The 26,133-nt window shown below is 40.7% G+C and carries 30 protein-coding genes; 15 read left to right on the top strand and 15 right to left on the bottom strand.

The window, feature by feature from the left end; all coding sequences use genetic code 11:
- Nucleotides 1-42: 42 nt before the first annotated feature.
- Both AVJ20_RS08975 and AVJ20_RS08970 read left to right on the top strand, forming a co-directional pair.
- Nucleotides 43-447: a nuclear transport factor 2 family protein gene (locus AVJ20_RS08975; RefSeq protein WP_078193923.1), complete on the top strand. Its 405-nt coding sequence runs from the start codon at nucleotides 43-45 to the stop codon at nucleotides 445-447.
- 203 nt (nucleotides 448-650) lie between these two features.
- Nucleotides 651-1,742, top strand: coding sequence for a YheT family hydrolase (locus tag AVJ20_RS08970; protein WP_111884963.1), 1,092 nt, complete (start codon nucleotides 651-653; stop codon nucleotides 1,740-1,742).
- A gap of 37 nt (nucleotides 1,743-1,779) precedes the next feature.
- Here the strand turns inward: AVJ20_RS08970 and AVJ20_RS08965 are convergent, their stop codons facing one another.
- Complete coding sequence (locus AVJ20_RS08965) at nucleotides 1,780-2,955, bottom strand: MFS transporter (RefSeq protein ID WP_111884962.1); 1,176 nt, start codon at nucleotides 2,953-2,955, stop codon at nucleotides 1,780-1,782.
- A 1-nt stretch (nucleotide 2,956) separates the two neighbouring features.
- Nucleotides 2,957-3,766 (bottom strand): 2,5-didehydrogluconate reductase DkgB, encoded by an 810-nt coding sequence (gene dkgB, locus AVJ20_RS08960; protein ID WP_111884961.1) that lies wholly within the window; start codon nucleotides 3,764-3,766, stop codon nucleotides 2,957-2,959.
- Between the two features lie 105 nt (nucleotides 3,767-3,871).
- On the opposite strand from dkgB, the gene AVJ20_RS08955 reads away from it, so the two are divergent.
- The gene (locus AVJ20_RS08955) at nucleotides 3,872-4,756 is read left to right on the top strand and encodes a LysR family transcriptional regulator (protein WP_111884960.1); all 885 of its coding nucleotides are present in this window, start codon (nucleotides 3,872-3,874) and stop codon (nucleotides 4,754-4,756) included.
- A gap of 112 nt (nucleotides 4,757-4,868) precedes the next feature.
- Here the strand turns inward: AVJ20_RS08955 and AVJ20_RS08950 are convergent, their stop codons facing one another.
- The gene (locus AVJ20_RS08950; protein ID WP_111884959.1) at nucleotides 4,869-5,282 is read right to left on the bottom strand and encodes an internalin; all 414 of its coding nucleotides are present in this window, start codon (nucleotides 5,280-5,282) and stop codon (nucleotides 4,869-4,871) included.
- 229 nt (nucleotides 5,283-5,511) lie between these two features.
- On the opposite strand from AVJ20_RS08950, the gene AVJ20_RS08945 reads away from it, so the two are divergent.
- The 6 genes from AVJ20_RS08945 to rodA all read left to right on the top strand — a co-directional run bounded on the left by AVJ20_RS08945 (nucleotide 5,512) and on the right by rodA (nucleotide 11,714).
- Complete coding sequence (locus AVJ20_RS08945; RefSeq protein WP_111884958.1) at nucleotides 5,512-7,152, top strand: CTP synthase; 1,641 nt, start codon at nucleotides 5,512-5,514, stop codon at nucleotides 7,150-7,152.
- 31 nt (nucleotides 7,153-7,183) lie between these two features.
- Nucleotides 7,184-8,041 (top strand): 3-deoxy-8-phosphooctulonate synthase, encoded by an 858-nt coding sequence (kdsA, locus tag AVJ20_RS08940; RefSeq protein WP_078188522.1) that lies wholly within the window; start codon nucleotides 7,184-7,186, stop codon nucleotides 8,039-8,041.
- A gap of 64 nt (nucleotides 8,042-8,105) precedes the next feature.
- Nucleotides 8,106-9,395, top strand: a complete 1,290-nt coding sequence (eno, locus tag AVJ20_RS08935) for a phosphopyruvate hydratase (RefSeq protein ID WP_111884957.1) — start codon at nucleotides 8,106-8,108, stop codon at nucleotides 9,393-9,395.
- A 16-nt stretch (nucleotides 9,396-9,411) separates the two neighbouring features.
- Nucleotides 9,412-9,804 (top strand): septum formation initiator family protein, encoded by a 393-nt coding sequence (locus AVJ20_RS08930; protein ID WP_111884956.1) that lies wholly within the window; start codon nucleotides 9,412-9,414, stop codon nucleotides 9,802-9,804.
- Nucleotides 9,767-10,492 carry a 2-C-methyl-D-erythritol 4-phosphate cytidylyltransferase gene (gene ispD, locus AVJ20_RS08925; protein WP_111884955.1) on the top strand — a complete coding sequence of 242 codons (726 nt, stop codon included), beginning with the start codon at nucleotides 9,767-9,769 and terminating at the stop codon, nucleotides 10,490-10,492. The genes AVJ20_RS08930 and ispD overlap by 38 nt, the downstream gene beginning before the upstream one ends.
- Nucleotides 10,493-10,577: 85 nt before the next feature.
- Nucleotides 10,578-11,714 carry a rod shape-determining protein RodA gene (gene rodA, locus AVJ20_RS08920; RefSeq protein ID WP_111884954.1) on the top strand — a complete coding sequence of 379 codons (1,137 nt, stop codon included), beginning with the start codon at nucleotides 10,578-10,580 and terminating at the stop codon, nucleotides 11,712-11,714.
- A 284-nt stretch (nucleotides 11,715-11,998) separates the two neighbouring features.
- Here the strand turns inward: rodA and AVJ20_RS08915 are convergent, their stop codons facing one another.
- From AVJ20_RS08915 to AVJ20_RS08860, 12 genes are all read right to left on the bottom strand, one after another.
- Nucleotides 11,999-12,850 (bottom strand): hypothetical protein, encoded by an 852-nt coding sequence (locus tag AVJ20_RS08915; protein ID WP_111884953.1) that lies wholly within the window; start codon nucleotides 12,848-12,850, stop codon nucleotides 11,999-12,001.
- Nucleotides 12,851-12,876: 26 nt separating this feature from the next.
- Nucleotides 12,877-13,365, bottom strand: coding sequence for a hypothetical protein (locus tag AVJ20_RS08910; protein ID WP_111884952.1), 489 nt, complete (start codon nucleotides 13,363-13,365; stop codon nucleotides 12,877-12,879).
- A gap of 212 nt (nucleotides 13,366-13,577) precedes the next feature.
- Nucleotides 13,578-13,880 carry a cyd operon YbgE family protein gene (locus AVJ20_RS08905; RefSeq protein WP_078188516.1) on the bottom strand — a complete coding sequence of 101 codons (303 nt, stop codon included), beginning with the start codon at nucleotides 13,878-13,880 and terminating at the stop codon, nucleotides 13,578-13,580.
- Nucleotides 13,881-13,883: 3 nt separating this feature from the next.
- Nucleotides 13,884-13,985, bottom strand: a complete 102-nt coding sequence (cydX, locus tag AVJ20_RS08900; protein ID WP_002120988.1) for a cytochrome bd-I oxidase subunit CydX — start codon at nucleotides 13,983-13,985, stop codon at nucleotides 13,884-13,886.
- 24 nt (nucleotides 13,986-14,009) lie between these two features.
- Entirely contained in the window at nucleotides 14,010-15,155 is a 1,146-nt protein-coding gene (cydB, locus tag AVJ20_RS08895) for a cytochrome d ubiquinol oxidase subunit II (protein WP_111884951.1), read from the bottom strand.
- Nucleotides 15,152-16,738, bottom strand: a complete 1,587-nt coding sequence (locus AVJ20_RS08890; protein WP_078188514.1) for a cytochrome ubiquinol oxidase subunit I — start codon at nucleotides 16,736-16,738, stop codon at nucleotides 15,152-15,154. Before AVJ20_RS08890 ends, cydB begins: the two co-directional genes overlap by 4 nt.
- Nucleotides 16,738-16,929, bottom strand: coding sequence for a cytochrome oxidase putative small subunit CydP (gene cydP / locus AVJ20_RS08885; RefSeq protein ID WP_078188513.1), 192 nt, complete (start codon nucleotides 16,927-16,929; stop codon nucleotides 16,738-16,740). The genes AVJ20_RS08890 and cydP overlap by 1 nt, the downstream gene beginning before the upstream one ends.
- Nucleotides 16,930-17,452: 523 nt before the next feature.
- A complete protein-coding gene (locus AVJ20_RS08880; RefSeq protein ID WP_111884950.1) occupies nucleotides 17,453-18,532 on the bottom strand; it encodes a porin in 1,080 nt (359 codons plus the stop codon).
- A 310-nt stretch (nucleotides 18,533-18,842) separates the two neighbouring features.
- Nucleotides 18,843-19,256 (bottom strand): HIT family protein, encoded by a 414-nt coding sequence (locus tag AVJ20_RS08875; RefSeq protein ID WP_111884949.1) that lies wholly within the window; start codon nucleotides 19,254-19,256, stop codon nucleotides 18,843-18,845.
- A gap of 31 nt (nucleotides 19,257-19,287) precedes the next feature.
- Nucleotides 19,288-19,557 (bottom strand): YARHG domain-containing protein, encoded by a 270-nt coding sequence (locus tag AVJ20_RS08870; protein WP_078188510.1) that lies wholly within the window; start codon nucleotides 19,555-19,557, stop codon nucleotides 19,288-19,290.
- An 88-nt stretch (nucleotides 19,558-19,645) separates the two neighbouring features.
- Complete coding sequence (locus AVJ20_RS08865; protein WP_111884948.1) at nucleotides 19,646-20,518, bottom strand: NAD(P)-dependent oxidoreductase; 873 nt, start codon at nucleotides 20,516-20,518, stop codon at nucleotides 19,646-19,648.
- Nucleotides 20,519-20,536: 18 nt separating this feature from the next.
- The gene (locus AVJ20_RS08860; RefSeq protein ID WP_111884947.1) at nucleotides 20,537-21,631 is read right to left on the bottom strand and encodes an alpha/beta fold hydrolase; all 1,095 of its coding nucleotides are present in this window, start codon (nucleotides 21,629-21,631) and stop codon (nucleotides 20,537-20,539) included.
- A 142-nt stretch (nucleotides 21,632-21,773) separates the two neighbouring features.
- Here AVJ20_RS08860 and AVJ20_RS08855 point away from each other — a divergent pair, with 142 nt between their 5' ends.
- From AVJ20_RS08855 to AVJ20_RS08830, 6 genes are all read left to right on the top strand, one after another.
- Nucleotides 21,774-22,961, top strand: coding sequence for an O-succinylhomoserine sulfhydrylase (locus tag AVJ20_RS08855; RefSeq protein WP_111884946.1), 1,188 nt, complete (start codon nucleotides 21,774-21,776; stop codon nucleotides 22,959-22,961).
- Nucleotides 22,962-22,993: 32 nt separating this feature from the next.
- Nucleotides 22,994-23,323: a YbaB/EbfC family nucleoid-associated protein gene (locus AVJ20_RS08850; RefSeq protein ID WP_078188506.1), complete on the top strand. Its 330-nt coding sequence runs from the start codon at nucleotides 22,994-22,996 to the stop codon at nucleotides 23,321-23,323.
- Nucleotides 23,324-23,335: 12 nt separating this feature from the next.
- The gene (gene recR, locus AVJ20_RS08845) at nucleotides 23,336-23,932 is read left to right on the top strand and encodes a recombination mediator RecR (RefSeq protein WP_078188505.1); all 597 of its coding nucleotides are present in this window, start codon (nucleotides 23,336-23,338) and stop codon (nucleotides 23,930-23,932) included.
- A 201-nt stretch (nucleotides 23,933-24,133) separates the two neighbouring features.
- Nucleotides 24,134-25,276, top strand: coding sequence for a ribonuclease D (locus tag AVJ20_RS08840; RefSeq protein ID WP_111884945.1), 1,143 nt, complete (start codon nucleotides 24,134-24,136; stop codon nucleotides 25,274-25,276).
- Between the two features lie 124 nt (nucleotides 25,277-25,400).
- Nucleotides 25,401-25,709 carry a YcgL domain-containing protein gene (locus tag AVJ20_RS08835; protein ID WP_111884986.1) on the top strand — a complete coding sequence of 103 codons (309 nt, stop codon included), beginning with the start codon at nucleotides 25,401-25,403 and terminating at the stop codon, nucleotides 25,707-25,709.
- 21 nt (nucleotides 25,710-25,730) lie between these two features.
- A complete protein-coding gene (locus AVJ20_RS08830; RefSeq protein ID WP_111884944.1) occupies nucleotides 25,731-26,114 on the top strand; it encodes a hypothetical protein in 384 nt (127 codons plus the stop codon).
- The last annotated feature ends 19 nt before the right edge of the window (nucleotides 26,115-26,133 follow it).

The raw sequence follows: 26,133 nt of genomic DNA, 5'->3' as shown, positions 1-26,133 counted from the left end.
TTGAGGAAAGGGAAATGATTCATCAAAAAAAAGGATATAAACATGACTATTGAAACAACAAAAAAATCTGTTGCACGTTGGCACGAAATGCTTAACACACGGGATATGAATATTTTAAATGAACTCTTGGCAGAGGATGTGGTGTTTCGTTCACCTGTCGCGTTTAACCCATATCCAGGTAAGCCTGTAGTAACTTTTATTTTGACCAATGTGATTCAAATTTTTGAAAATTTTACTTATCACCGTGAGTTTTACTCAGAAGATGGTTTAAATGTGGTGCTTGAGTTTTCTGCCAATGTTGGCGAGAAAAAGTTAAAAGGGATCGACATGATTCAGTTTAATGAACAAGGACAGATGATTGATTTTGAAGTCATGCTCCGTCCGAAAAGTGGGTTGGAAGCATTGGCGGCGAAAATGGGTGAGCGCATTATGCAATATCAGCCTTAACTCTGCTGTTTTTAAAATGCTCATCTCAGAATGATAAAAAGCATGATGGATATTGTCATGCTTTTTGCTTTTGAGGCTTAAGCAAACAAATATTGCTAGCGAGATATGGTTTTGTAGATACGTTTTTTTAATGGGCATTGTTAGTCAAAGTGAAAAGATTGGAATAATTTGCTGTGGTGCGAAGCGAGGTGAAGGTAAGGTCAATGAATAATGTGATTCATAAAGGGCGTCAGGCTCTTTTAAATTTTGTAGATCATGCAATTGGTGCGGAATTACCACAGCTTTATTATCATCCTGAAGGGCAAATGAAACATGTGCTGCCGAAGTTAAAGCAACTACATGAAAAATATCGTCCTACGCCTTGGCTGTCGAATACACATGCACATTTACTGTATTTTGATGTCATTAAAAAGCGCCAAGTGAAGCTCAAATATGATGCTATAGAGCAGCTGACCATGGCTGATGGTGGAATCACAGCCATTGCATGGTTGGGTTTGGATTTACCTGCAGCTGTGCCAACTGTGGTGCTCATGCATACGATTACGGGAACGCCTGAAAGTATGCGAGAAGTGGTTCGGGATCTTCATCTATATACAGGTTGGCGCATTGCACTGTGTTTAAGACGTGGTCATGCCAATTTACCTATGCCTGTTGCCAAAATAAACTTATTTGGTTCAACCGATGACTTACGTGAACAGATTGCCTTTATTCAGCAGAAATTTCCCGCATCGAGTTTGTATGGCGTCGGTTCATCTGCAGGAACGGGGCTATTGGTCCGCTATTTAGGCGAACAAGGTGATGAAACACCACTTAAAGCGGCTTTTGCTTTATGTCCGGGCTATGACACTGAGCTTGGCTTTAAAAATGTACATCCTTTTTACAGTAAAATGATGACCAAGAAGCTCTTTCAGAAATTTGTAGAACCCTATTCTGCAACATGGTCAACGACTCCATCTATAATTGAAGTCCTAAAAAGTAAAGATCTGGCGCAGTTTGAACGTACATATTTTCAAATGGCGGGTTTTACTGATTATGAAAGTTATGCCAAATCCACCAACCCAATTTATGTATTTGAAAATCTTAAAATTCCTTTGATGATTTTAAATGCCGAAGACGATCCTATTTGCCACATTCAAAACTTTGAACCCTATAAAGAATTAATCCGTTCTTTGCCGAATGTAGTGGTGGTGACCACTAAAAAGGGCAGTCACTGTGGTTATTATGAAGGTTTAGTCGACACCCATTCATGGGCAACCAAATTAATGGCAGATTTTTTAAAGTTATATGCGAACTAAAAAATAGCCTACTTTGGGTAGGCTATTTTAGTATGTGTTATTCAGCTTGTGCGCAACATGCAGTAATTTGAGGTTTAAGCTTCATCTGTATCAATACTAAAATCAACGCTATAACACTCAAGGTCGCTCCTGTATAAGATACTGCAGCATAGCTTAGGTTGAGATTTAGCACTGCGGCACCTGCAACAGCGCCCAAAGCATTTCCAAGATTAAATGCACCAATATTCACTGAAGAAGCGAGGCCTGGTGCATCGTGAGCGACTGTCATAACACGCATTTGTAAAGGTGGTACAACGGCAAAGGCTGCTGCTCCCCAGATGATTAATGCAATCGCCGCGCCAATGGTGGTTGTTGCTAAAATTGGAAATAACAGCATCATCAGCATGAGTAAGACTAAAAAGCCAATCAAGGTTTTATCTAAAGACTGATCTGCAAACTTACCACCGAAATGGTTACCAATTGAAAATCCGATCCCGATTAGGACCAACATGAAAGTGATAAGTTCAGGGCTTGCATGAGTAAAGACTTTTAAACTTGGTGCGATATAGGTATAGAGCGCGAACATAGCTCCAGCACTCATGACCGTGGTGAGCAGTGCTAAAACAACAGGCATGCGTGTTAATACTTTTAACTCTGCTCGTACATCAGGTTTTTCGGTCTGTTGCTGATGAGGTAGTGCTTTCCATAATGCCAACATGGTGATGATGCCCAGTAAGGTAATAGCGGCAAAAGACATACGCCAACCGATATTTTGTCCTACCCACGTTGCGAGTGGTACACCGCCAATATTGGCGATGGTCAAGCCCATAAACATCATGGCAACAGCACTGGCTTGTTTATCTTTAGGTACGACACTCGCAGCAACGACAGAACCTAAGCCAAAAAATGCACCATGATTTAAGCTAGTCACCAAACGTGCAGCCATTAAACCGAGATAATTGGGTGCAATCGTTGCCAAAATATTACCGATGGTAAAGATTGCCATTAGTAAAATAAGGGCAGTACGTTTAGGAAAACGTGCTAACCATAAGGTCATTAATGGGGCACCAATCATGACGCCAACGGCATAGGCACTAATCAGTAAGCCCGCTTGAGGAATAGATACCGATAAATCTGCTGCGATTTCAGGCAAAAAACCCATCGGTGAAAATTCTGTTGTGCCAATTGCAAAAGCACCTACGGCTAATGCAATTAATGGAAAATTGAATTTCATATTAAATATCCCACACTGGAGCAAGTTCAGGTGGGTTCACTTCACGCGCATTTCTGTCGAGTATGGCAATGGCCTGCATCTGTTCAGGTGTTAAATGAATCTCTTGAGCTTTTAAATTACTGATTAAATGTTCAGGTTTGGTTGAAGATGGAATCACGGCATAACCTTTTTGCAGCGCCCAAGCGAGTGTCACTTGTGCAACTGAAGCTTGGTGTTGTGCTGCAATATCAGAAAGTATTGGGTCATTTAGCACTTTGCCATAAGCCAAGGTCATATAAGAGGTGACATCAATATTTTGCTGTTTTAAGTAAGTCGCAAGTCGTTCATTTTGAAGATAAGGACTCAGTTCAATTTGATTGGTTGCAATATTTTCCAGCCCGATGTGATCAATGGCTTGTTGAGTGAGCTCAATATTAAAATTAGATACACCAATATGCTCAGTCAATCCTTGTTTTTTTGCCTCAAGTAAATGTCCCATTAATTCAGGAATATCGACTCCAAGTGCAGGTGCTGGCCAATGAATAAGTGTGAGATTGACCGCATCAGTCCTCAATTTAATTAAGCTGTCTTTTAGACTGGGTATCAGTTTGTCGACAGTATAATTTTCAGTCCAAATTTTCGTGGTTAAGAAAATATCAGCTCGATTGACCTGACTTTCGTGGATTGCTTGGCCTACTTCTGCCTCATTACCGTAAATTTGTGCGGTGTCTACAGCACGATATCCAACTTCTAAGGCAGTTTTAACAGAATGAATGACAGTGTCACCTGTCAAACGGAAGGTACCGACACCAAATTGGGGAACAATCATCAGGAATTCTCTTTTTTGAATTGATGCTATTGTGCTGCTAATTTTAATGAAGAAAAATGCATGAGTTTGGAATATATTATTGATTAAAAATCACGAATCGAATAAGCAATGAAATCGACCATTGAGGAGCTGCAGGCTTTTACTGTTATTGTAGATAGCGGCTCTATTATCAAAGCAGCAGAAAGACTGGATCAAACAGCATCTGGTGTAAGCCGCGCATTACAGCGTCTGGAATCTAAATTAAATGTAACCCTGTTGGAACGAACAACCCGCAAAATTAAGCTCACGCAAGAGGGGCAATTGTTTTTAGCAAAAACACGGCGGATATTGAATGATTTGAGCGAAGCGGAAGATTCTCTGCTAAAATTAGATGCAGATACTTCGGGGTTAGTGCGAGTCGATTCAGCAATTTCTTTTATTCTGCATATGATCGTTCCCTTGATTCCAGAATTTAATGCACGTTATCCGCATATACAGATTGAATTAGTAAATCATGATCAAGTGATTGACTTATTAGAGCATAAAGCGGATGTTGCAATTCGCTTTGGAAAATTAAACGACTCCAGTTTGCACGCAAAACTTATCTACAAGAGTCGACTGTGTTTGGTGGCGAGTCCTGAATATCTTCAGCAACATGGACGTCCGCAAAATGCTGATGAGCTAACCGCACATGCTTTACTTGGATTTAGTCAAATTACCCATATGAATACTTGGCCGATCCAAGTCGCAGGGAAACATTTGACGATCCGACCAAATATTAAGGCATCAAATGGTGAAACCATTCGTGAGCTTGCGATTCATGGGATGGGCATCGCTTGTCTTTCGATTTTTATGTTAGAAAAAGATATTGCAGAAGGACGATTGGTACAACTTTTAGACCATCAAATTGAGCCACATGAACAGCTTATTCATGCTGTCTATTATCAACAAGAGCATTTACCGAAACGTGTTCGTTTATTTATTGAATATTTAGCTGAAAAATTACAAGAATAGTTGTGAGAAAAAACAGTGCATTGTTGGGTACATATTTTTATTTACATAGAAACAATAAAAAAACCCGACAATTGCCGGGTTTTTTGATCATTGGTTTGATAAAACTTCGATCTTAGTTCTCTAAAGCTGGTGTTGCAGCAGCAATGGCAGCGGCAACGGCGTCATCTTCAGACTGTGCAGAACCAGAGTTTTGTTTAGGTTGAGTAGCTTGCGCAGGTTTTTCTGCTGCTTTAGGTGCTTCTGCTTTTGGAGCAGGAGCTTCTGCAGGAGGAGTAGGTTCACGACGAATTTCAGTTGTTGTATTCGGTGTCTCTTCACGAATCACTTCAACTTGCTGTTGAGTCGTTTCTTCAACAACTGGTTGTTCTTCAACTGGTTCTAATTGTGTAGGTACAGATGCTGTTGGTTCAGATGCTGCAACTTCAACCTGTTCCTGTTCTTCTTCTTTTGGTGCTTCTTTTTTTACACATGCTGTAAGAAGTAGACCTGTTGCGATTGCACCGCAGATTAAAAGTTTCTTATTCATAATTACACAAAACAAAAAAGTGTGGATTGGATAACTGCATTATAACAGCAAATAAGAATATAGAAATGATAAGAACTTACTCTAAATTTTTATGATAATTGCTGTTACAATAGCCAATTGTTAATTGTTCTATGAATTGATGCGGAATGACTTTGCTTTCTTGGTACAGAGTAAAGTAAAATCGCACAACATTGTAGGCCAATTTAGGCTCCATTGTACGAGAAACTTAATGACCCATTTTATTTTCGTTACTGGTGGTGTTGTATCATCACTAGGTAAAGGTATTTCAGCTGCATCAGTGGCTGCGCTTTTAGAAGCCCGTGGTTTAAAAGTAACCATGGTAAAAATGGATCCATACATTAATGTCGATCCAGGGACTATGAGTCCATTCCAACACGGTGAAGTTTTTGTCACAGAGGATGGTGCTGAAACTGACTTAGACTTGGGTTATTACGAACGTTTCTTGCGTCGTGCGAAAATGACCAAACTGAACAACTTTACTTCGGGACGAGTGTACCAAGATGTCTTGAATAAAGAACGTCGTGGTGATTACCTCGGTGGTACAGTTCAAGTTATTCCACATATTACTGACAATATTAAAGAACGTGTTCTTCGCGCAGGTGAAGGCTATGACGTTGCGATCGTTGAGATCGGCGGTACAGTAGGTGACATTGAATCTCTCCCATTCATGGAATCTGTACGTCAACTTATGGTCGAACTAGGTCATAAGCGCACAATGTTAATGCACTTAACTTTACTCCCATATATTAAGTCAGCTGCTGAATTAAAAACTAAACCAACTCAACACTCTGTAAAAGAGCTTTTGTCGATTGGTATTCAACCAGACATTCTGATCTGCCGTACAGAACATGATGTTGATGCTGACACTACACGTAAAATTGCGTTATTTACGAACGTTGAAGCGCGTGCAGTTGTGGTATGTAAAGATGCGCGTTCAATTTACCAAATTCCACGTACTTTCTATGAACAAAACGTTGATGATTTAATCTGTGAACGTTTTGGTTATAACGATCTTCCAGAAGCTGATCTTACAGACTGGGATAACGTTGTAGATGCATTACTGAACCCTGAATACACAGTACGTGTCGCAATGGTTGGTAAATACGTTGAACTTCCAGATGCTTACAAATCTGTAAACGAAGCACTTTTACATGCGGGTATTCAAAACCGTGTCAAAGTTCAAATTGATTACGTAAACGCTGAAGAGTTAGAAAGCCAAGACGTAAACAATGTATTGAAAGATGCTGATGCGATTCTTGTACCAGGTGGTTTCGGTGAACGTGGTACTGAAGGCAAAATGCAAGCGATTAAATACGCACGTGAAAATGGTGTACCGTTCCTCGGCATCTGTTTAGGTATGCAGTTGGCTGTGATCGAATATGCGCGCAACGTTGCGGGTATTAGCGATGCAACTTCTACTGAATTTAACCGTTCTACAAAATCACCATTGATTGGTCTAATCACTGAATGGTTAGATGAGCGCGGCGAAGTCCAACAACGTAATGCAGATTCTGACTTAGGCGGCACAATGCGTCTGGGTGCTCAAAAATCTGAATTGGTTACAGGAACAAAAACTGCACAAGTTTACGGTTCTGAAGAGATCGTTGAACGTCATCGTCACCGTTATGAAATGAACAACCGTTATATCCCAGTGCTTGAAGAAAAAGGCATGAAGATTTCAGGTTATTCTCCAGTACAGCGTCTTGTTGAAACTGTTGAAATTCCTGAACATCCTTGGTTTATTGCTGTACAATTCCATCCGGAATTTACAAGTTCACCACGTGATGGACACCCATTATTCGCAGGCTTTATTGATGCTGCTAAAAAGCAGTACCAAAAAGCGAAATAATGTGTTTTTGACTAAACCAGGAAGAGTTTAAATGTCACAATTAAAACCACAGGAAATTGTACGTTTAGGCGATATACAAATGGCAAATCATTTGCCATTTGTACTATTCGGCGGCATGAACGTACTTGAGTCAAAAGACCTTGCTTTTGAAATTGCTGAAACCTATGTGGATATCTGTAAACGCTTGGATATTCCGTATGTGTTTAAAGCAAGTTTTGATAAAGCCAATCGTTCAAGCTTGAACTCTTTCCGTGGCCCAGGCCTGGAAAAAGGAATCGAGTGGTTAGCTGACATTAAAAAACACTTTAATGTGCCGATTATTACTGATGTACATGAACCATACCAAGCTGCGCCTGTTGCTGAAGTTGCGGATATTATCCAACTTCCTGCATTTTTAAGCCGTCAAACTGACCTTGTTGAAGCGATGGCGAAAACTGATGCCATCATCAACATTAAAAAAGCACAGTTCCTCGCACCACACGAAATGCGTCATATTTTGCATAAGTGTTTGGAAGCAGGAAATGACAAACTAATTCTTTGTGAACGTGGTTCAGCATTTGGTTACAACAATTTAGTTGTAGACATGTTGGGCTTTGACATCATGAAAGAAATGAATGTCCCTGTGTTCTTTGATGTTACACATGCGCTTCAAACGCCGGGTGGTCGTGCGGATTCTGCAGGTGGTCGTCGTGCGCAAATCACGACACTGGCACGTGCAGGTATGGCGACTGGTTTAGCAGGTTTGTTCTTAGAAGCTCATCCAGATCCAGAAAATGCCAAATGTGACGGTCCATGTGCGCTACGCATGTCACAGTTGGAACCTTTCTTGGCACAGTTAAAAGAGCTCGATACCTTAGTTAAAGGTTTCGCAAAGTTAGACACACACTAATTCGATACACATTGATGCGTCACTTTTGACGCATCATTTTTATTAATCAACTGAGGAATTGTTCATGAGCCAAATCGTTGACATTCGTGCACGTGAAATTTTGGACTCTCGTGGTAACCCTACCATCGAAGCAGACGTAATCTTAGCCTCTGGCGTTGTAGGCCGTGCATGTGCACCATCTGGTGCTTCAACTGGTTCTCGTGAAGCTTTAGAACTTCGTGACGGCGACAAAGCTCGTTACTTAGGTAAAGGCGTTAAAACTGCGGTTAACAACGTTAACACAGTAATTCGTGATGCATTGTTGGGTAAATCAGTATTCGAACAAAAAGACATTGATAACACAATGATCGCGCTTGACGGTACTGAAAACAAAGAAAAATTAGGTGCGAACGCAACTTTAGCGGTATCGCTAGCTGCTGCACGCGCTGCTGCTGATGAAAAGAAAATTCCACTTTTCCAATACATCGCAGACCTTCGTAATAACAGCATTTTGACTATGCCTGTTCCAATGATGAACATCCTAAATGGTGGTTCACATGCAGACAACAACGTAGACATTCAAGAATTTATGATTGAGCCAGTTGGCTTCACTTCATTCTCTGAAGCTTTACGCGCTGGTGCTGAAATTTTCCATTCTTTAAAATCAGTTTTAAAGAAACAAGGTCTAAATACTGCAGTTGGTGATGAAGGTGGTTTTGCACCGAACCTTCGTTCTAACGAAGAAGCAATTACAGTAATTCTTGAAGCAATTGAAAAAACTGGCTACAAAGCAGGTTCTGATATTATGCTTGCGCTTGACTGTGCATCTTCAGAATTCTACAAAGATGGTCAATATATCCTTGCAGGTGAAGGCAATAAAGCATTCACAAGCAACCAATTTGCTGACTACCTTGCTGGTTTTGTAAAACAATACCCAATCATCTCAATTGAAGATGGTTTAGACGAGTCTGATTGGGAAGGTTGGTCTTACCTTACTTCAATCCTTGGCGACAAAATCCAATTGGTTGGTGATGACCTATTCGTTACGAATCCTAAGATTCTTCAACGTGGTATCAACGAAAAAGTGGGTAACTCTATTCTGATCAAGTACAACCAAATCGGTACGTTGACTGAAACTCTAGATGCAATCTACCTTGCAAAAGCAAATGGTTACACTACAGTAATTTCACACCGTTCTGGTGAAACTGAAGATTCAACTATTGCAGATCTTGCAGTGGGTACAGCAGCGGGTCAAATCAAAACTGGTTCACTTTGCCGTTCTGACCGTGTAGCGAAATATAACCAATTACTTCGTATTGAAGAATTGACTAATGCTGCATATCGCGGTAAAGCTGAGTTCAAAGGTTTGAACTAAGCAGATCATGCTATCTATGTTAAATGTATTTGACTCCAAAGCGAGTAAAGTATTGTTGGGCCTTGCGATCTTTTTGATCGCAGGGTTTCAATATTTGTACTGGTTCGGTGAAGGTGGTTATCATCAACATCAACAACTGAGTCAGAAAATACAACAACAAGTCGAACTCAATGATGAATTAAAAGAACGAAATCGCGTGCTTGCCGCTGAAGTATACGATTTAAAAAATGGCGTTGAAGCTATTGAAGAGCATGCTCGTCTAGATTTAGGTTTAATTAAACCGCATGAGACTTTCGTACAGATGAGTACGATCAGTACTCAGTACAAACCAATTTATATTGATCCAAATGCAAAAGTAGACCTACGTACCAATGAGTCAGAACCATCCGAACTTCCACCCGAACCTTAAATTGTGGGCTATTATTCCTGCTGCTGGTTCAGGAAGTCGATTTTCTAAAACTGAACTAAAACAATATCAAAACATTGCGGGTCTAACTGTGCTTGAACACACAGTTGCGCGTCTTAACCAATTGCCGTTGACAGGCTATGTGTTGGCAATAGGAGAGCAAGATAATGTTGCTCAGACCTTGGCACTAGCAAATCAAGATAAGGCACATTTTTGTTTAGGCGGAGCAGAGCGTGTGCATTCTGTGCTCAATGCATTGCAATATCTATCTGCGATTGCCAATGATGATGATTGGGTATTTGTTCATGATGCAGCACGACCATGTGTCTCACAATTGAGTTTAGAAGATTTAGTTCAATCGGCAGTCGATTCAGAGCTAAGTGCGATTCTCGCAATTCCCGTACGCGATACTTTAAAGCGAGTTGAAACGGCGCCACTTATATCAACAACGGTAGATCGTTCAACTTTATGGCAAGCGCAGACACCACAAATTGCCAAATTGGGTGTGCTTAAAAATGCCATTGAACAAGCGCTTGCCGCTGGTGCGACCATCACAGATGAGGCTAGTGCTTTAGAATTTATCGGTGAGCAAGTTAATGTCGTGCAAGGTCGTTCGGACAATATTAAAATTACCTATCCGGATGACTTGGAATTGGCACGTTTAATTTTAGCGTCTCAAGTGAATAGATGATTATTTCAAGGAATATTTAAGGGACAGTGATTTTTACTGTCGCTTTAATTTATAATTCCCGCATCCTTTTTAGATCTGTTTCGCAATGATCCCTTCTCAACAGTATCGTTTTTTACGTCAGTCATTACGCGATGGCCGCAGTATAAAACACGATTCTTCTCGATGGGCTAAACTTCATTTAGACCCGTGGTTACTTTGCTTCTTGGTACTCAATGCAATATTGGGGCTGATGGTTGTCTATAGTGCGACCGCGGAAGATTCTGGAATGGTACTACGCCAAGCCACAAGTTTTGGTGTGGGCTTTATTGTGATGTTGATCTGCGCGCAAATTCCACCCAAAGTTTACCAATCTATGAGTCCGTACTTATATGCCATCGGTATATTTTTACTGTTGTTGGTTCTGGTCATTGGTGAAAAAAGGATGGGGGCGAAACGCTGGATTAGCTTGCCAGGTATCGGCAGTATGCAGCCGAGTGAGTTTATGAAATTTGCCATGCCACTCATGATGGCGTGGTATTTTGCGCGAAAACCTTTTCCACCGAAATTTTTACAAATTGTCGGTGCGTTAATTTTATTATTGATTCCATTTGCATTGGTCGCTTTACAGCCCGACTTGAATATAGGTTTGATTATTCCAGGTATTTTTGTTTTATTTTTAAGTGGTATGTCTTGGCGTTTAATTGCAGCTGCTTTAACAGCCTTTGCAATTGCAGCACCTGTACTCTGGATGTTCTTTTTGCAGGAATATCAGAAAAAACGTGTACTGACCTTATTTGACCCTGAGTCTGACGCACTTGGTGCAGGTTGGAATATTATTCAGTCTAAAATTGCCATTGGATCAGGTGGTTTAATGGGTAAGGGGTATACCGAAGGGACGCAGTCGCACTTGGGCTATCTGCCAGAGCATCATACTGACTTTATCATGTCGACCTATGCTGAAGAGTTTGGCTTTATTGGTGTATTTCTTTTATTTAGTTTATTTACAGCAATTATTGTTCGCTGTTTGATTATTGGACTAAATTGCTTCCATAATTTTGGACGACTCTATGCAGGAGCGATAGGATTAACTTTCTTCTTTTTTGTATTTTTAAACTCGGGTATGGTCAGTGGGATTTTACCGGTAACAGGTGACCCTTTACCGCTCATGAGTTATGGTGGTACAGCCGTGATTGCAATGCTCGCAGGGATGGGGATTGTGATGTCTATTCATACGCATCGCTAAGCATTAATGTAAACGGAATAATCAAGCCGGACCAATGTCCGGCTTTTTTTATGCGCTGGACATACGGGAAAATGCTGTAGCAGAATGTATTGAGCAGTCCGTCAGGCCGTAAATCAATGTTTCTGTGCAGATGATTGGCAGGTCGAATGCCTTGGTTGTAGTTGTTTAAGCTATGGCGGACTGGCCGGCCAGCGCTCATAAGCGCCCGCAAGCATAATCTGTCAGTATCTGGGCTGGCGCCGGCTAAGCGGATAAAAACAGCCGGCTTCATGCCGGCTTTGGGTTTAGTTGAATAGCTGATTGATTTTTCTGGCTATTTCTTTGTTGTAAATTCGATAGTCGCTGATGGCATAGGGGCTGAACAGGGCATATTTGCAGCTGGTGCTGGAACCGTTTTTGGCGGCAGCGGTGCGACAGTTCAAGATGGAAAAGACCTTCGCGTCAGCCGATTTAAGCTCAAATGAGCTTAAGTAAATTTTTTCATTGGCAATATCCTGAGTAGTAACGGTATAGCCATTTTTTACTAGCACATTGCTGAGGCTGGAAATCGTGCGTTTGCTGCTGACTGTCAGCGCATCTTCATAGCCGAAGGTTTTAATCAGGGTTGCAGTGTTCAGCTGCTCGGCATTTTTAAATAATTCCGGCGCTGAGTTTTTGATAAAGAAGCCGAAGTCTTCTGTGCTGATATCGGCCGTAATAGGCTTGAAGGTCATGCGTACGCCATCACTCAGCCTGTCGTATGCGACGCGCATCTGTATATCTGCGCAGGAACTGGAATCGTTGGCGCTGCGGCGGTGATCAGCGCTGACCGTATTGCAGACTTTTATTTTAACCCGGTCTTGCGCCAGGCGCCGGAATTGCGCGTCATAAATATGGTGCACACTCCAGTAACGGTCTTGTTTTAACTGGTTGAAGAACGGGGCATTGCTGATCAGCCCTTTGTTTAAATCCAATTCATTATAAGCCGAGAGTGGTACTGTCAGGGAAAAACTGTTCAGTTCTGGGTTGAGCTGGATATGCTGGGTTTTAGGCCCGAAGCCGCCCAGCACATTTTGATAGAGGCTGCCGCGTTCCCCTGTGACTTGGCAGCCGGATAGCCCGGCTGCTGCGGCAAGAAACAATAATGTTTTTTGCATATTTTGATTTTTTCTATACATAACGATTATTCGAAATTGAAGCTGACGTCAGAAGCCGTGTTTGGAGACGGATGCTGGAAAATACGCTCGTTCTGATGGTCAAAGTAAACTTTCCAGCTGTTTTTGATATTTTTGCACTGGAATAAGCCGTAGTATTTTTGCAGATTCGGCGTAGACAGCACCTCAGAGCCTTTATAAGGAATCAGCGGTGATGGATGGCTTTTAATTTGTACAAATTCACCGCCGTCACGCGCACAATAGGTGTTTGCGCGTTCCCACATAATGGTGCCTGCACCGTAAGATACGTTATTCATGGTGATGGTGCGCGGATTTTTATACTTGGCTTGGAAAAATTCCTGCACCGTCGGATACTGTTCAAAATCCTTATCTGTCAGCTGCCCCAAGGTATTCCATTTATCAATAGCTTTTGACAGCCATCCTTTTTTTGCTTCTTCTGCAGATGCGTAAGTACTGGCAATAATGCATGCTGTAGCTAAAAAGGTTTTAGTTTTCATTATATAACTCCAATTCAGGTGCAGAGCATGCTAAAGGCCATGCAGCGGCGATGCAACTTTGCGGGCGCTAATATGTATAATCAAATGTTAGAAAATGTTTAATTTTTAATAAAAATTTATAATATTTTGTTTTATTAATCTGCATTGAAAAATCAGCGCTTTAAGGCAAACATAAAAAAAGCCCTCAATTGAGGGCTTTATTTAGATATTAATTAATGTAGGAACCACGTGTAATAGCCCCACAACATTAGTGGCCAAGCGAGGAAGGGGCTAAAAAGCCATTTCCAGAACCAATGGTGTGGTGTAAAACCCACACCATGCACAAAACCACCTGAAATACCTATCATGATGAACATCAGCGCTCGATGGCTATATCCACCATTGTCATCCAGCATGGCAGCAGGATGTACAAGTAACACGGCTGCCAAAGGAAAAGCTAACAGGCAGGAAATGACCATTGCAAATTTATTTGGCTTCTTTTCTACAAGTGATTTTTCTACAGCAGCATCAGTCATTTGTTATTCCTCATCTAGATCTTGATGATGTTCGATGTAAAGCGCACTAAGTACACCTGCAAAACATGCCATCAAAATACCGAGAATCCAAGCAAAATACCACATCGTCTTTTCTCCTTAGACACAGCCTTAGTATAGGCTGTGTGAATTCTCTTCAATATGTTTGTTTGTGACCACACCCCACATCTTGTAGTAACACCAAGTTGTGTAGCACAGGATAATTGGGACAAAAATACACGCGGCAACTGTCATCACAGTCAGGGTGTTTTTACTTGATACCGCATCCCACATAGTCAAACTTACAGTTGGGTTGATGCTCGATGGCATAAGGAAAGGGAACAATGCAAAACCAGCAGTTAAGATTGCGCCAATGACTGCCAAGCTTGAACCAAGGAAGCTAAAACCTGCTTTACCTTTACCTGCGGCAAGGATAATGATCAAAGCACCTAAAATTGCCATGATTGGCGCAATCATAGTAATAGGATAAATACTATAATTGTTCATCCAACCTGGATTGGCATTGGTGATCACTTCTTTAGCCAATGGGTTAGCAACGCCATTCGTGTCAAATGGTTGCACTAATGTGTAGCCTTGGATATTACCGAAGTATAACCATGCGCCTGCAAGTAAGAAGCAAACCAAGAATACGATACCCATAAGCTGAGTCGCTTTTGCTGAGCGAGCACGTAGGTCGCCGTCTGTACGAAGCATGAGCCATGCACCACCGTGTGCGCAAAGCATAGATAAACTCACGATACCGCAAACTAAAGCGAATGGGTTAAGCAGCGCAAAGAAACTACCTGTATAAGTCGAGCGAACAGTTTCGTCCATAGTGAATGGTACACCGAGGAACATATTACCAAACGCAACACCAAATACGAGGGCAGGAACGGCACCACCAATTGCTAAACCCCAGTCCCAAGAATTACGCCACTTGGTATTTTCGAGTTTAGAACGGTAGTCAAAACCGACTGGACGTAAGAAGAGGGCGAAGAGTACCAGTAACAGTGCCCAGTACATGCCTGAGAATGCAGTTGCATATACCATTGGCCATGCTGCAAACAGTGCACCACCGGCAGTAATAAACCAAACTTGGTTACCGTCCCAGTGTGGGGCAATCGTATTGATTGCCGCACGACGTTCTTCGTCTTTTTTACCTACGAATGGCATGATCGCCATTGAGCCCATATCGAAGCCATCGGTGAGGGCGAAGCCGATCAGTAGGACACCGACTAAGACCCACCAAATGATTTTGAGTAATTCATATTCGATCATGCTTGAGCCTCCTCATTTGCCTTTTTTGCAGCTTCAAGTTTCTCGAAGTGGTATTTACCAGTATGTAGAGAACTTGGGCCAAGGCGTGAGAATTTAATCATTAAGTACATTTCAATGATCAGCAGTACAGTGTAGAACGCTGCCAATGCAAGGATAGAACCCCATACATCACCTGTACTTAAGCTAGAAGCTGAAAGGTGTGTAGGTAGGACTTCACCAATGGTCCATGGTTGACGACCAACTTCGGCAACATACCAACCTGTTTGCGCAGCAATCCAAGGGAGTGGAAGTGCAAACAAGGCAAATTTCAATAACCATGGTTTGTTTTCTGCATTACGTTTACCGACAGCAAAGGTAGCCAGTACGAACAGAAGGAGCATTAAGAAGCCAGAAGCAACCATTGCACGGAATGCCCAGAACAAGCTTGGAACATGTGGAATAGTGTCTTTTGCAGCAGCTTTGATTTGTTCGTCAGAAGCATCGACCACTTTGTCTGTGTATTTTTTCAGAAGCAAACCATAGCCCAAGTCTTTTTGAGACTCAGCAAATGCTGCTTTAAGTTCAGGAGACGTATCGCCTGCACGAAGTTGTTCTAACTGTGAGTAAGCCACCATACCGTTACGAATACGCGCTTCGTGTTGTACGATCAGGTCTTTAATACCTGTTACTTCTTTGTCAGTTGAACGTGTTGCGATAATCCCCATGACATAAGGAATTTTGATCGCGTAGTCAGTAGACATAGTTTCTTTATTTGGAATACCAAACAAAGTAAATGGCGCTGGAGCTGGGTGAGTGTCCCATTCAGCTTCAATCGCAGCAAGTTTAGTTTTTTGTACATCACCAATTTCATAACCAGATTCATCACCCAGTAAGATCACCGAAAGTGTAGAAGCTAAACCAAAGATTGCAGCGATAGCGAATGAACGACGAGCAAATGGCAAGTCACGTTTTTTTAATAAGTAGTAACTTGAAATGGCTAGTACGAAAATTGCGCCAGTCACATAACCAGCAGATACGGTATGTACGAATTTAACCTGAGCTACAGGGTTGAAAATCAGTGCACCGAAGTCCACCATTTCCATACGCATAGTTTCATAGTTAAAAGCGGAACCGACTGGGTTTTGCATCCAACCATTGGCTACTAAAATCCATAGTGCAGACATGTTCGAGCCAAGTGCAACTAACCAAGTTACAGCCAAATGCTGAACTTTAGATAGGCGATCCCAGCCGAAGAAGAATAAACCAATAAATGTTGATTCAAGGAAGAATGCCATCAGACCTTCAATGGCTAATGGTGCACCGAAAATATCACCGACATAGTGTGAGTAATACGCCCAGTTAGTACCGAACTGAAACTCCATGGTCAAACCAGTAGTAACACCTAATGCGAAGTTAATACCGAAGAGTTTTCCCCAGAATTTAGTCATGTCTTTATAAATTTCTTTGCCAGAAATCACATAAGTGGTTTCCATGATGGCAAGAATAAAAGCCAGACCTAAAGTCAGTGGAACAAAAATAAAGTGATACATCGCGGTCATTGCAAATTGGAACCGCGAAAGATCGACCACGCTTTCAGAAATCATCAACGTGTCTCCTTGATTTGGGAAGGACTGCCAGCAATATGCTCGGCAACTTGATTGTCAAAGTTTTTAGGGATAGTAGGGGCGTCGAACCAGATGTTCTTAATGATCATTAAAATAATCACTTTAATTATTAGTATTGCGGTTATTTCTCTGACCACACGACGATTTAAATCTTTGAATTTTAAGCTCATGGAGATAAGCCTATTCTTTAAACTTGTACTATATTATTAACAAATATATACAAAAAGCAATTAGGTTGAACAGTTAAAATAAAAATATATTATTAAGTAATTTAAATACAATTACTTATAGTGTTTGATAGTTAAAAAATAAACTAATTTTTTTATTTTAAATACTTGACTAAAACACTTGTGTTTAATTATTTCAAATCCGACTAAAACGCTTATATTTATATTTTAAATTCTGACTAATTTACTATATTTACTAAAAGTTACATTATTAATAATGAGAATCTTTATTGAGTGAATAAGATTTTTATTTGTTATGTTTAAGTTTTGCTAAAAAAAAGGGCTATTCATGTAGTGCTGTTAAACGATCTCTATATGGTTAATGTTAAAGAGGCTGGACTAAGTTTTTTAAATACTTTTTAAATATTTGATACATGATGAACTTAGCTTATTTTAGTCTTGAGACACTATATTTGAGTAAAAAAAAGACATACCGGAGTATGTCTTTTGGGGGAGATATTGCAGCTTAGAAGTCGTAACGCAGACCAAGAGAAAGTGCAGTTGCATTTTCATCACCGATCCCTGCGATACCGTTACCGAAGCTACGACCTTCTTTCCAAGGGTTAAGTTTAGAGTTTTTGTCGTTAAGCACAGTTGCTAGGTTGCCGTATACGCGTAAAGTGCTATCCAACTTATGTTCTACACCCACACCGATCAAGCTTGCATTAGCATCATCAGCATCTACGTCACGGTAGAAGTATTCACCGCGTACTGAGGTTTTAGGCGTTACTTTATATTCGCCAGCAACACCGAAAACTTGAGCATCTGGGTTGGCTGTATCGTTGTCGTGTTTAGCAATTTGGTATAAAGCACCCAAGTTAAATTCTTCAGTTAACTTATATGCACCGGCAATACGGAATGCATCTCGACTTGCGCCACCTGCTGCGTTTGCTGCATTTTCATCATACTTTTCGTATGCTGCTGCAAAATCAATTGGGCCTTCTTTATAGGTTAGAGCAAGGTCATAGGCTTTGTTATCATCTTTGCCTTCGCCATCTGCTTCACGGTCAATTTGTGTACCTGAATGCATCGACATTGCAGCTAATACATTGAAACCACCGCCAAATTTTGGAGATTTATATTCAATGGTGTTTTCATTACGTTCATCAAATTTTAAGTTGCCTACACGTGTTACGTTACGAACGTCACCAACCATGTCACCGAAGAAGTTCACAGGGCTACGTGCGACTTTAAATGGGCTGTCAAAACGACCTACACGTGCTTGACCATAAGTTGAACTTTTTAAACCCACGAATGTGTCACGTGTTGAAAAATCTACACCTTTGCTGTCTTGGCTACCGCTTGCAAAGTTTACTTCTTGCTCAATTTGAGCGAATACGTTGAGGTCATCATTAATTTTTTGATCTACTTTGAAGCCTAAGCGTGAAGCGTTAGAAGAAAGACCAACTTCGTTGTAATCTTTACCATCATCTAGATAGTCAAGAGAGACATGTGCACGGCCATAAATTTTTACATCTGCAGCAGACGCCATCATTGGTGTAAGAATTGTTGCCCCGATTGCTAATGCACATAGAGTTTTTTTCATTTGAAGCTCCAGAAGACTTTTCCAGTCATATCAATATGTTTTATCAGTAGCTTGGCTAGAAGTAATTTCGCTATCTAATGGCGCTAAGTATTCATTACAAATAAGACAGTTCTATTAAGGAAATATTTCAAAACGGTGAAAGGTGATTTTTGGTTTAAATTGCTTTTATACTTATAAAAATTAATATTTATTAAATGCTTAGAGTTGTATTGAACAGTAAATTTTGCAGCTAAAAGTTCTTGGGATAATATTCGAGACATAAAAAATGGAGCCGAAGCTCCATTGATCATCACTTTAAACTCAATTGAACTTAAAGTGCTGCTTTGATTTTTTCGCCAATGGCTTTAATTTTTTCCATATCGCCCATTTGTGAGGCATGTTTACCTAATTCATGCACTGAAGTCGGAATTAGGTGGAAATGCACGTGCGGAACAGTTTGACCCGCAGCAGCGCCAGACAACTGCATCAATACGATACCTTTCACGTCTAAAGCTTTTTCCATTGCTTTCGCAACTTTTTGAGCAACCTGAATGGTAGAAGCAGCCGCTTCTGGATCTAAATCAAGCAGTGTAATAGCAGGGATTTTAGGAATTACGAGCGTATGACCTTCAGCCTGTGGCATGACATCCATAAAAGCGAGTACTTGATCATCTTCATAGACTTTAAACGCAGGAAGTTCTCCACGTAAAATCCGAGCAAAAATATTTTGATCATCATAAGTCATTGCTAAATTCCTTGAGCGAATTGAATCGTAATTATTTACAGTTCAATTCTTTCTGACGATCTTTGATCGCGTCAAGTCGTTGTTGCTCTTTTTCTGAAAATTTAGGCTTAGTTGTGTAGCAATTGTCATTGCCAAACTTCGCTTTAGCGTCAGGATCTTTAAAGCAAAAACCTTTCGATGCATAAATCACGTCATGGTCATTTTTCAACTTTTGGCATTCTTGCTCAGATGCTAAAACAGCAGTAGAAGCCCCGATTAAAGTTACAGCACCTAGCAAAGTTGCAAGGGTAAATTTGTTCATGCGAGTTTCCTCTGTCATTTGTAACAATGTGTGTTATGACACTAGAGTACAATATGATGGTTATTTATCGTTATTCAATGGCGAGTTATTACTCAATTGTAATTTTACTCCATTTTTCATACATAATCATAGCGCTTGAAAAATCACTGTTTTCTTCAGCTTGATCGCTTGCTGCTTGGATTAAATTTTGCGTCAAAGAGAGCACAGGGGCTGAAAGTTTTGCTTGGCGCACTAGATCAACAGCAATTCCCGTATCTTTTGCAAGTAATGGAAGTGCAAAGGTTAATGGGAAGCTACGGTTTAGTACGCGCTGCGGTAAAACCGTTTCGGTCACATTACTTTTACCACTCGACGCATTAATACAATCGAGTGCCTCATGTAAGTCTACGCCATGCGCTTTTAAGGTGGTGAATCCTTCAGCAACTGCACAAAGATTTACAGCCATTAACATGTTGTTTACAGCTTTCACGGCAAAACCCGCACCCGGTTCACCCACATGTTTAATCAGTCTGCCAAATGTTTGGATCGCAGGTAATGCACGTTCAAAGGCTGCTGCGTCACCACCAATCATGACGGTTAATGTTCCCGTTTCAGCGCCAATGGTTTGTCCACTCACAGGGGCGTCTAAGAACGAAACGTTTTGTTGCTTTAAGGCTGAAGCGAGTTTTTTTGCAGATTCTGGCACACCGCTGGTACAGTCGACCCAAATCGAGCCTGATTTCAGCGTCACACTCGCAATTAAATTTTCAACATCTTGGCTGGTGGGTAGGCATGAAAAAACAACATCCGCTTGTACTGCTTGCTCTAATGCAACCGCTTGCGTACCAAATTCAGCAGCATGTTGCTCTGCCTTGGTAAAGTTTCGATTCCAGACATAAACCGTGTCGAACTGTTTTGGTAGGTGCGCTGCCATACGGTAACCCATTGCGCCCAATCCGATAAATGCAACTGACTGAATCATCTTTACCCTCTAAATTTTTTATTTCAATAAACTGGATCTTTGTGTAAGCCACTGGGTCAAAGTTGGCCAAAATTGATTGGCACTTTTTTGACTCGACATCAGGCCGAGGTGACCGCCGGGAATGAGAGTAAACGTGACATCTTGACTACTTGTCAATTCGCCTAAAGGACTTGCTGCATCGGCAGTAACGATTTGATCGGTAGAACCCGCGCCAATCAATAAAGAGCAGTGGATATTTTTTAATTTAATAACTTTATCTTTCAATTGAATAATGCCGTTTTTAAGTGGATTTTGTAGCCAAACATTGAACACCATGTCTTGGTTAATCCCACCCGGATAGTCAATCATGTGATTGAGAAAATCGCCCATGGTTGCATGCTCATACAGGTCATGTAGATTGTCTAAGTTAGATAGAAATTGTTTTTGGCTTTTGAACCAACCCAGTGGATCAACGATTTTAAATCCAATTGCATTGAGTACGCCCGGTGTATGGATAAAATGTTTAGGAATTTTCCCAGTGTAGACCGTATCTTGTAAATTCTTACTACGTGAAAGCAAGCGATTGGTTTTTTGAAATAACTTTCCGATACGACCTGAAGCATAGCTATCAATCGGTGCGCCCATCACCATTAGATTTTTAACATGTTCAGGTTGATGTAATGCGGTATACAGCGTGACAAAGACTCCAGCCATGCTCCAACCGTGTAGTGAGATGTATCGACTATCTGCATGTTTACAAATTTGATCAATACAATGTGGAATCACATCATCAATAAACGATAGAAAATTTAAGAATCGATCTTGATAGTTTAATTTTCCCCATTCCAACAAATAGACATCAAAGCCACTGTGTTGAAAATGTTTCACCAATGAGCGATATGGATACAAATCATAAATCGCCATATTGATGGCCAGTGGAGCAACAAACACTAAGGGTTCTTTGTATTTACGATCAGGCGAAGCGTAATACCGAACTTTTGCATGTTTATATTCAGTAATTACTTCATAGGGTGTCGATTGAGAAAGGACCAGCGATTTTGCATTAAACACACGTGTAGACAGGTGTTTAATTTTCTTTTGCTGCGCCAGAAATTTCTGCTTGAAAGGATGCATAACTGTCAATTGCCTAAGCCCTTGTAGGATTGGTCGAAGTCTAAGCGATAATTTCGTATTTTACCTTGACCTTAAATAGCTTAGACGCTCAAAATATTGGCAATTCTTCACAAAGGCAGTTCTTCGCGACTGAGTAATACAGATGAGCCAACAAGACGACATCGAATACCAATTAGAGACTTTAGCGATTCGTACAGGTCATATTCGTACTTTTGAGGGTGAACATAGCGAGCCAATTTTCCTGACTTCATCATTTGTTTGTGAAAGTGCAGCAGATGCCGCAGCAAAATTTTCAGGTCAAATTGAAGGCAATACCTATTCACGTTATACCAATCCAACTGTACAAGCGTTCGAAAAACGTTTAGCTGTTTTGGATGGTGCTGAAGCCGCTGTTGCGACAAGTTCAGGTATGGCGGGCGTACACGCGATCACTTTGGCATATTTGAAAGCTGGCGATCATGTGGTGTGTTCACGTGCTGTCTTTGGTTCGATCATTTCTCTGTTTGAAAAATACGTCATCAAATTTGGTGTTGACGTTACTTTTGTTGATTTGGAAGATTTAGATGCTTGGAAACAAGCGATTCGTCCAACTACACGCTTATTGTTTATTGAAACACCGTCAAACCCATTAGCTCAAGTAGGGGATTTACAAGCCATTGCTGATATTGCACATGCGCATGGGGCATTATTTGCAGTCGATAATACTTTCTGTACACCGGTGTTACAGCAACCGATTAAATTTGGTGCGGACCTCGTGATCTACTCATCAACAAAATATATTGATGGTCAAGGTCGTGCGCTCGGTGGTGCTGTTGTAGGTAGTGCAAAATTGATGGAAGAGATTACAGGTGTTATTCGTACACTGGGTAACTCGATGAGTCCATTCAATGCATGGATCTTCCTGAAAGGCCTAGAAACTTTAAGCTTACGTATGAAAGCCCACTGTGCAAGTGCTCAAACTTTAGCTGAATGGTTAGATGCACACCCGAATGTTGAAAAAGTGTACTATGCGGGACTTCCAAATCACGAAGGTCATGAGTTGGCGAAAAAGCAACAAAAAGGCTTTGGCGGAGTTGTGTCGTTTGTTGCCAAAGGCGAACGTGAAGGTGCTTGGACCGTGATTGATAATACCAAGTTCCTTTCTATTACAAGTAACTTGGGTGATGTAAAATCAACAATTACCCATCCTGCAACGACTTCTCATGGCAGAATGTCTGCAGAAGCGAAAAAAGCAGCAGGGATTAGCGAAGGTTTAATTCGCGTATCTGTTGGTTTAGAAGATATTAATGATATTATTCGCGATCTTTCACGCGGTTTAGATCTTATCTAAAGTGAATTCATCAGTTTTGTTCGGAGATTTTTATGAACATTAATATGCTCATGCAGCAAGCTCAACGCATGCAAAAAGAAGTTGAGAGCAACATTAAAAAAGCCAAGGAAGAGCTTGCACAAGTTGAAGTTCACGCTGAAGCAGGTGGTGGTCTAGTTAAAGTTACTATGACTGCGCGTCATGTGGTGAAACGTATTGAAATCAATCCTGAACTACTTCAAGATGATGCAGATATGATTGAAGATTTAATTGCAGCGGCAATGAATGATGCTTCACGTCAAGCTGAAGTGATTTCAGAAGAAAAACTGAAATCTGCAAACTCGGGTATGGGGCTTCCACCTGGCCTTTCAGGTTTATTCTAAGGAATACGTTAAATGTTTAGTGATCGTTTTGATCAACTTGTACAGGCATTGCGTATTTTGCCAAGCGTTGGGCCAAAGTCGGCTCAACGAATGGCACTGCACTTAATCATGAAAAATAGGGAGGGTGCTGTTGGTCTGGCACATGCCTTGACTGAAGCAACTAACTATATTCATGAATGTTCAATTTGCCATTCATTGACTGAAGATGAAGTGTGCAACATATGCGTCTCGTCAGAACGTGATGATCAACTGCTTTGTGTGGTTGAATCTCCCGCAGATGTCATGGCAATCGAGCAAAGTGGCAGTTTTAGAGGGAAATATCATGTATTGGGTGGACATTTGTCGCCACTCGACGGTATTGGCCCCGACGAAATTGGTATCCCATATTTAATTCAACGATTAAGTGATGGTAAAGTGCAGGAAGTGATCTTGGCGACCAATGCAACGGTAGAAGGTCAAGCGACAGCACATTATTTGGTTGAAGCGACCAAGCATTTACCAATACAAATGACCCGTATTGCACAGGGTGTACCACAGGGTGGTGAGCTTGAATATGTGGATAGTCATACTTTAAGTCAGGCCGTGCATAACCGAATGCGAATGAAGTAACTATAGAGCGAAACTCGTTTCGCTTTGTATAATTTTCACCTAATTATTTATACTTAATAACGATTAAAGTTTTTGTTTACAATGAATAAAAAAGCCAATTAAAGGAAATAAGTCACTAAAATAACGTTTTTCCTTATAGATAAATAATATATATCAGTTAATATAAGCTCATAGAGCATCTAAAATTAGACTCAGCAACTTATGTATCAATTCATTCAAAATCAGCCAGATTTAAATTCTGTTTTAAATCTTATGGACCAAAGCTCGATTTACGGACTCGACACCGAGTTTATAAAAGTAGATACCCTGTGGCCCAAACTTGGACTTTTCCAAATTAATGTACAAAATCAGGTGTATTTACTAGATGGTACAACCCTCGATTTAAGCCAATTCTGGCAAAAATTATTTGCAGCTCAGCAAAACATTTTTCATGCATGTAGTGAAGATATCGACCTGATTTATCACTATGCACAGCATAAGTCTTTAGAAAATGTCTTTGATACCCAAGTTGGGATGTCATTTTTAGGGCATGGCTTACAAGTCAGCTATCAAAATGCCTTAAAAACTATGCTCGATGTAGATATAGATAAAGATCAGACACGTTCAGATTGGTTGGCCCGTCCACTCAGTGCCGAGCAATTGAACTATGCAGCGAATGATGTACATTATTTAATGAATTTAAGCCAAACGATTCAAAATGAGTTGGCTGCGAAAAGTTTATTAAATTGTGTGCTTGAGGACTGCAAAAATTTAACATATGAAATCGGCACTGAAACGCCGATCCATATGCTGTATCACGATATTGGTAATTATCGACATTCACGTCGACAGCTCATGCAAATTCAGCAATTGGCCGTTTGGCGTGAGCAAATGGTGAAAGCCTTAAATCAGCCACGTAGCTTTATTCTTAAAAACTCAACCATCATTGATATGGTTGAAAAAAATCCAAAAAATAATTTTCAATTGAGTGCAGTGAAAGACATTCGTCCGAACATTGTGCGTGAGCATGGTAAAATTATTTTAGATTTGTTGAAGTTTTTACCAGAACAAGCTGAATGGCCGCTGCGTATGGCACGTCCAATTCGTCATTCGTCTCAGGATATTGGTTCGCGCGTCGATACAGTCATTCAGCGTGCAGTACAAGAAACCTCTGTGCCTAAAGAAGTTTTAATGCGTAAAAAATGGTTAAATGCTTTGTATCAGCATGTGGTTTTTCATAATGATGAACAAGATTTACCGAGCTATTTGTTGGGCTGGCGCTATGATTTGCTGACGAAGCCTTTAATTGAAGTACTGCATGCCGATGAAAGCTATCTTTCTGGTCAAATGAAAGTGATGGAATAAGTTCTGATTGATTAAAGAACTATCACTTATACAAATTCACGACTGATGCGTTAATAAACACTAATGTATCAGTCTTTTTTTTGATGTATCCTTTGCCTTGCGTTTAATGAGTATTGATTCAATTATGTACTGTTCTATCTACAAATCGAGCAAAAAAGATGAAATGTATCTTTATATTGCTCGTCCTAAAATTAATGAAAACGAAACTGAAGCGACAGATCCGCTTGCAGTAATGCCTGATGCTTTACGTACAGCATTTGGTCGTGCCACATTTGTCATGGATCTAGAACTCAGTGAATCACGCAAACTTGCACGTGTGAACGTATTACACGTCATAGATTCTATTGAAACAAAAGGATTCTTTATTCAGATGCCTCCAGAAGGTTTAATTGACCCAAATGCGGTTGAGCCAGAAGGCTTGCGCGGCGCTTAAGTTAATTCAGGAGTTGTGAAAATGAATGGTGTAGTATCGGTATTGGACTCAATTCCTGAAAGCAGTATTGCAATTACGGTTTACCTAGGTGGGGCTGTAATTGCTTTGTTGTGTTGGTATGGGCTGATGAAGCGCTTACCCAAAACGATCGGTGCCATTGGTTGGCTTATCGTATTTGCTATTTTATTAACACCAACCGTTTCTGAAGGTTCAAATGCAGCAATCGCACCTGCGATTTTTGGTTTGATTTTTGGTGTATTAACAAAAGATCAGTCATTGGTTTGGTTGAATCTATCGTTGATTCTCTTTGTGGTGGGTATTGGTTTAGTCCTCGGTTATTTTTGGACAAAATACAATGCAGCGAAACCACAGCACGTTGTAAACAAGAAAATTTCACCGCTTTAAATAAAAAAATAAGGTTATG

Source organism: Acinetobacter sp. CFCC 11171 (assembly GCF_003268405.1).
Lineage (GTDB): Bacteria > Pseudomonadota > Gammaproteobacteria > Pseudomonadales > Moraxellaceae > Acinetobacter > Acinetobacter amyesii.
The sequence above is the reverse complement of the archived record's forward strand: the minus strand, read 5'-3'. Positions and strand labels throughout refer to the sequence as shown.

Bases quoted from the DNA above. Each gene is read 5' to 3' on its own strand.
- AVJ20_RS08975 (WP_078193923.1), top strand. From the start codon at position 43: ATGACTATTGAAACAACAAAAAAATCTGTTGCACGTTGGCACGAAATG.
- AVJ20_RS08970 (WP_111884963.1), top strand. From the start codon at position 651: ATGAATAATGTGATTCATAAAGGGCGTCAGGCTCTTTTAAATTTTGTA.
- AVJ20_RS08965 (WP_111884962.1), bottom strand. From the start codon at position 2,955: ATGAAATTCAATTTTCCATTAATTGCATTAGCCGTAGGTGCTTTTGCA.
- AVJ20_RS08955 (WP_111884960.1), top strand. From the start codon at position 3,872: ATGAAATCGACCATTGAGGAGCTGCAGGCTTTTACTGTTATTGTAGAT.
- AVJ20_RS08950 (WP_111884959.1), bottom strand. From the start codon at position 5,282: ATGAATAAGAAACTTTTAATCTGCGGTGCAATCGCAACAGGTCTACTT.
- AVJ20_RS08945 (WP_111884958.1), top strand. From the start codon at position 5,512: ATGACCCATTTTATTTTCGTTACTGGTGGTGTTGTATCATCACTAGGT.
- kdsA (WP_078188522.1), top strand. From the start codon at position 7,184: ATGTCACAATTAAAACCACAGGAAATTGTACGTTTAGGCGATATACAA.
- eno (WP_111884957.1), top strand. From the start codon at position 8,106: ATGAGCCAAATCGTTGACATTCGTGCACGTGAAATTTTGGACTCTCGT.
- AVJ20_RS08930 (WP_111884956.1), top strand. From the start codon at position 9,412: ATGTTAAATGTATTTGACTCCAAAGCGAGTAAAGTATTGTTGGGCCTT.
- ispD (WP_111884955.1), top strand. From the start codon at position 9,767: ATGAGTCAGAACCATCCGAACTTCCACCCGAACCTTAAATTGTGGGCT.
- rodA (WP_111884954.1), top strand. From the start codon at position 10,578: ATGATCCCTTCTCAACAGTATCGTTTTTTACGTCAGTCATTACGCGAT.
- AVJ20_RS08915 (WP_111884953.1), bottom strand. From the start codon at position 12,850: ATGCAAAAAACATTATTGTTTCTTGCCGCAGCAGCCGGGCTATCCGGC.
- AVJ20_RS08910 (WP_111884952.1), bottom strand. From the start codon at position 13,365: ATGAAAACTAAAACCTTTTTAGCTACAGCATGCATTATTGCCAGTACT.
- AVJ20_RS08905 (WP_078188516.1), bottom strand. From the start codon at position 13,880: ATGACTGATGCTGCTGTAGAAAAATCACTTGTAGAAAAGAAGCCAAAT.
- cydX (WP_002120988.1), bottom strand. From the start codon at position 13,985: ATGTGGTATTTTGCTTGGATTCTCGGTATTTTGATGGCATGTTTTGCA.
- cydB (WP_111884951.1), bottom strand. From the start codon at position 15,155: ATGATCGAATATGAATTACTCAAAATCATTTGGTGGGTCTTAGTCGGT.
- AVJ20_RS08890 (WP_078188514.1), bottom strand. From the start codon at position 16,738: ATGATTTCTGAAAGCGTGGTCGATCTTTCGCGGTTCCAATTTGCAATG.
- cydP (WP_078188513.1), bottom strand. From the start codon at position 16,929: ATGAGCTTAAAATTCAAAGATTTAAATCGTCGTGTGGTCAGAGAAATA.
- AVJ20_RS08880 (WP_111884950.1), bottom strand. From the start codon at position 18,532: ATGAAAAAAACTCTATGTGCATTAGCAATCGGGGCAACAATTCTTACA.
- AVJ20_RS08875 (WP_111884949.1), bottom strand. From the start codon at position 19,256: ATGACTTATGATGATCAAAATATTTTTGCTCGGATTTTACGTGGAGAA.
- AVJ20_RS08870 (WP_078188510.1), bottom strand. From the start codon at position 19,557: ATGAACAAATTTACCCTTGCAACTTTGCTAGGTGCTGTAACTTTAATC.
- AVJ20_RS08865 (WP_111884948.1), bottom strand. From the start codon at position 20,518: ATGATTCAGTCAGTTGCATTTATCGGATTGGGCGCAATGGGTTACCGT.
- AVJ20_RS08860 (WP_111884947.1), bottom strand. From the start codon at position 21,631: ATGCATCCTTTCAAGCAGAAATTTCTGGCGCAGCAAAAGAAAATTAAA.
- AVJ20_RS08855 (WP_111884946.1), top strand. From the start codon at position 21,774: ATGAGCCAACAAGACGACATCGAATACCAATTAGAGACTTTAGCGATT.
- AVJ20_RS08850 (WP_078188506.1), top strand. From the start codon at position 22,994: ATGAACATTAATATGCTCATGCAGCAAGCTCAACGCATGCAAAAAGAA.
- recR (WP_078188505.1), top strand. From the start codon at position 23,336: ATGTTTAGTGATCGTTTTGATCAACTTGTACAGGCATTGCGTATTTTG.
- AVJ20_RS08840 (WP_111884945.1), top strand. From the start codon at position 24,134: ATGTATCAATTCATTCAAAATCAGCCAGATTTAAATTCTGTTTTAAAT.
- AVJ20_RS08835 (WP_111884986.1), top strand. From the start codon at position 25,401: ATGTACTGTTCTATCTACAAATCGAGCAAAAAAGATGAAATGTATCTT.
- AVJ20_RS08830 (WP_111884944.1), top strand. From the start codon at position 25,731: ATGAATGGTGTAGTATCGGTATTGGACTCAATTCCTGAAAGCAGTATT.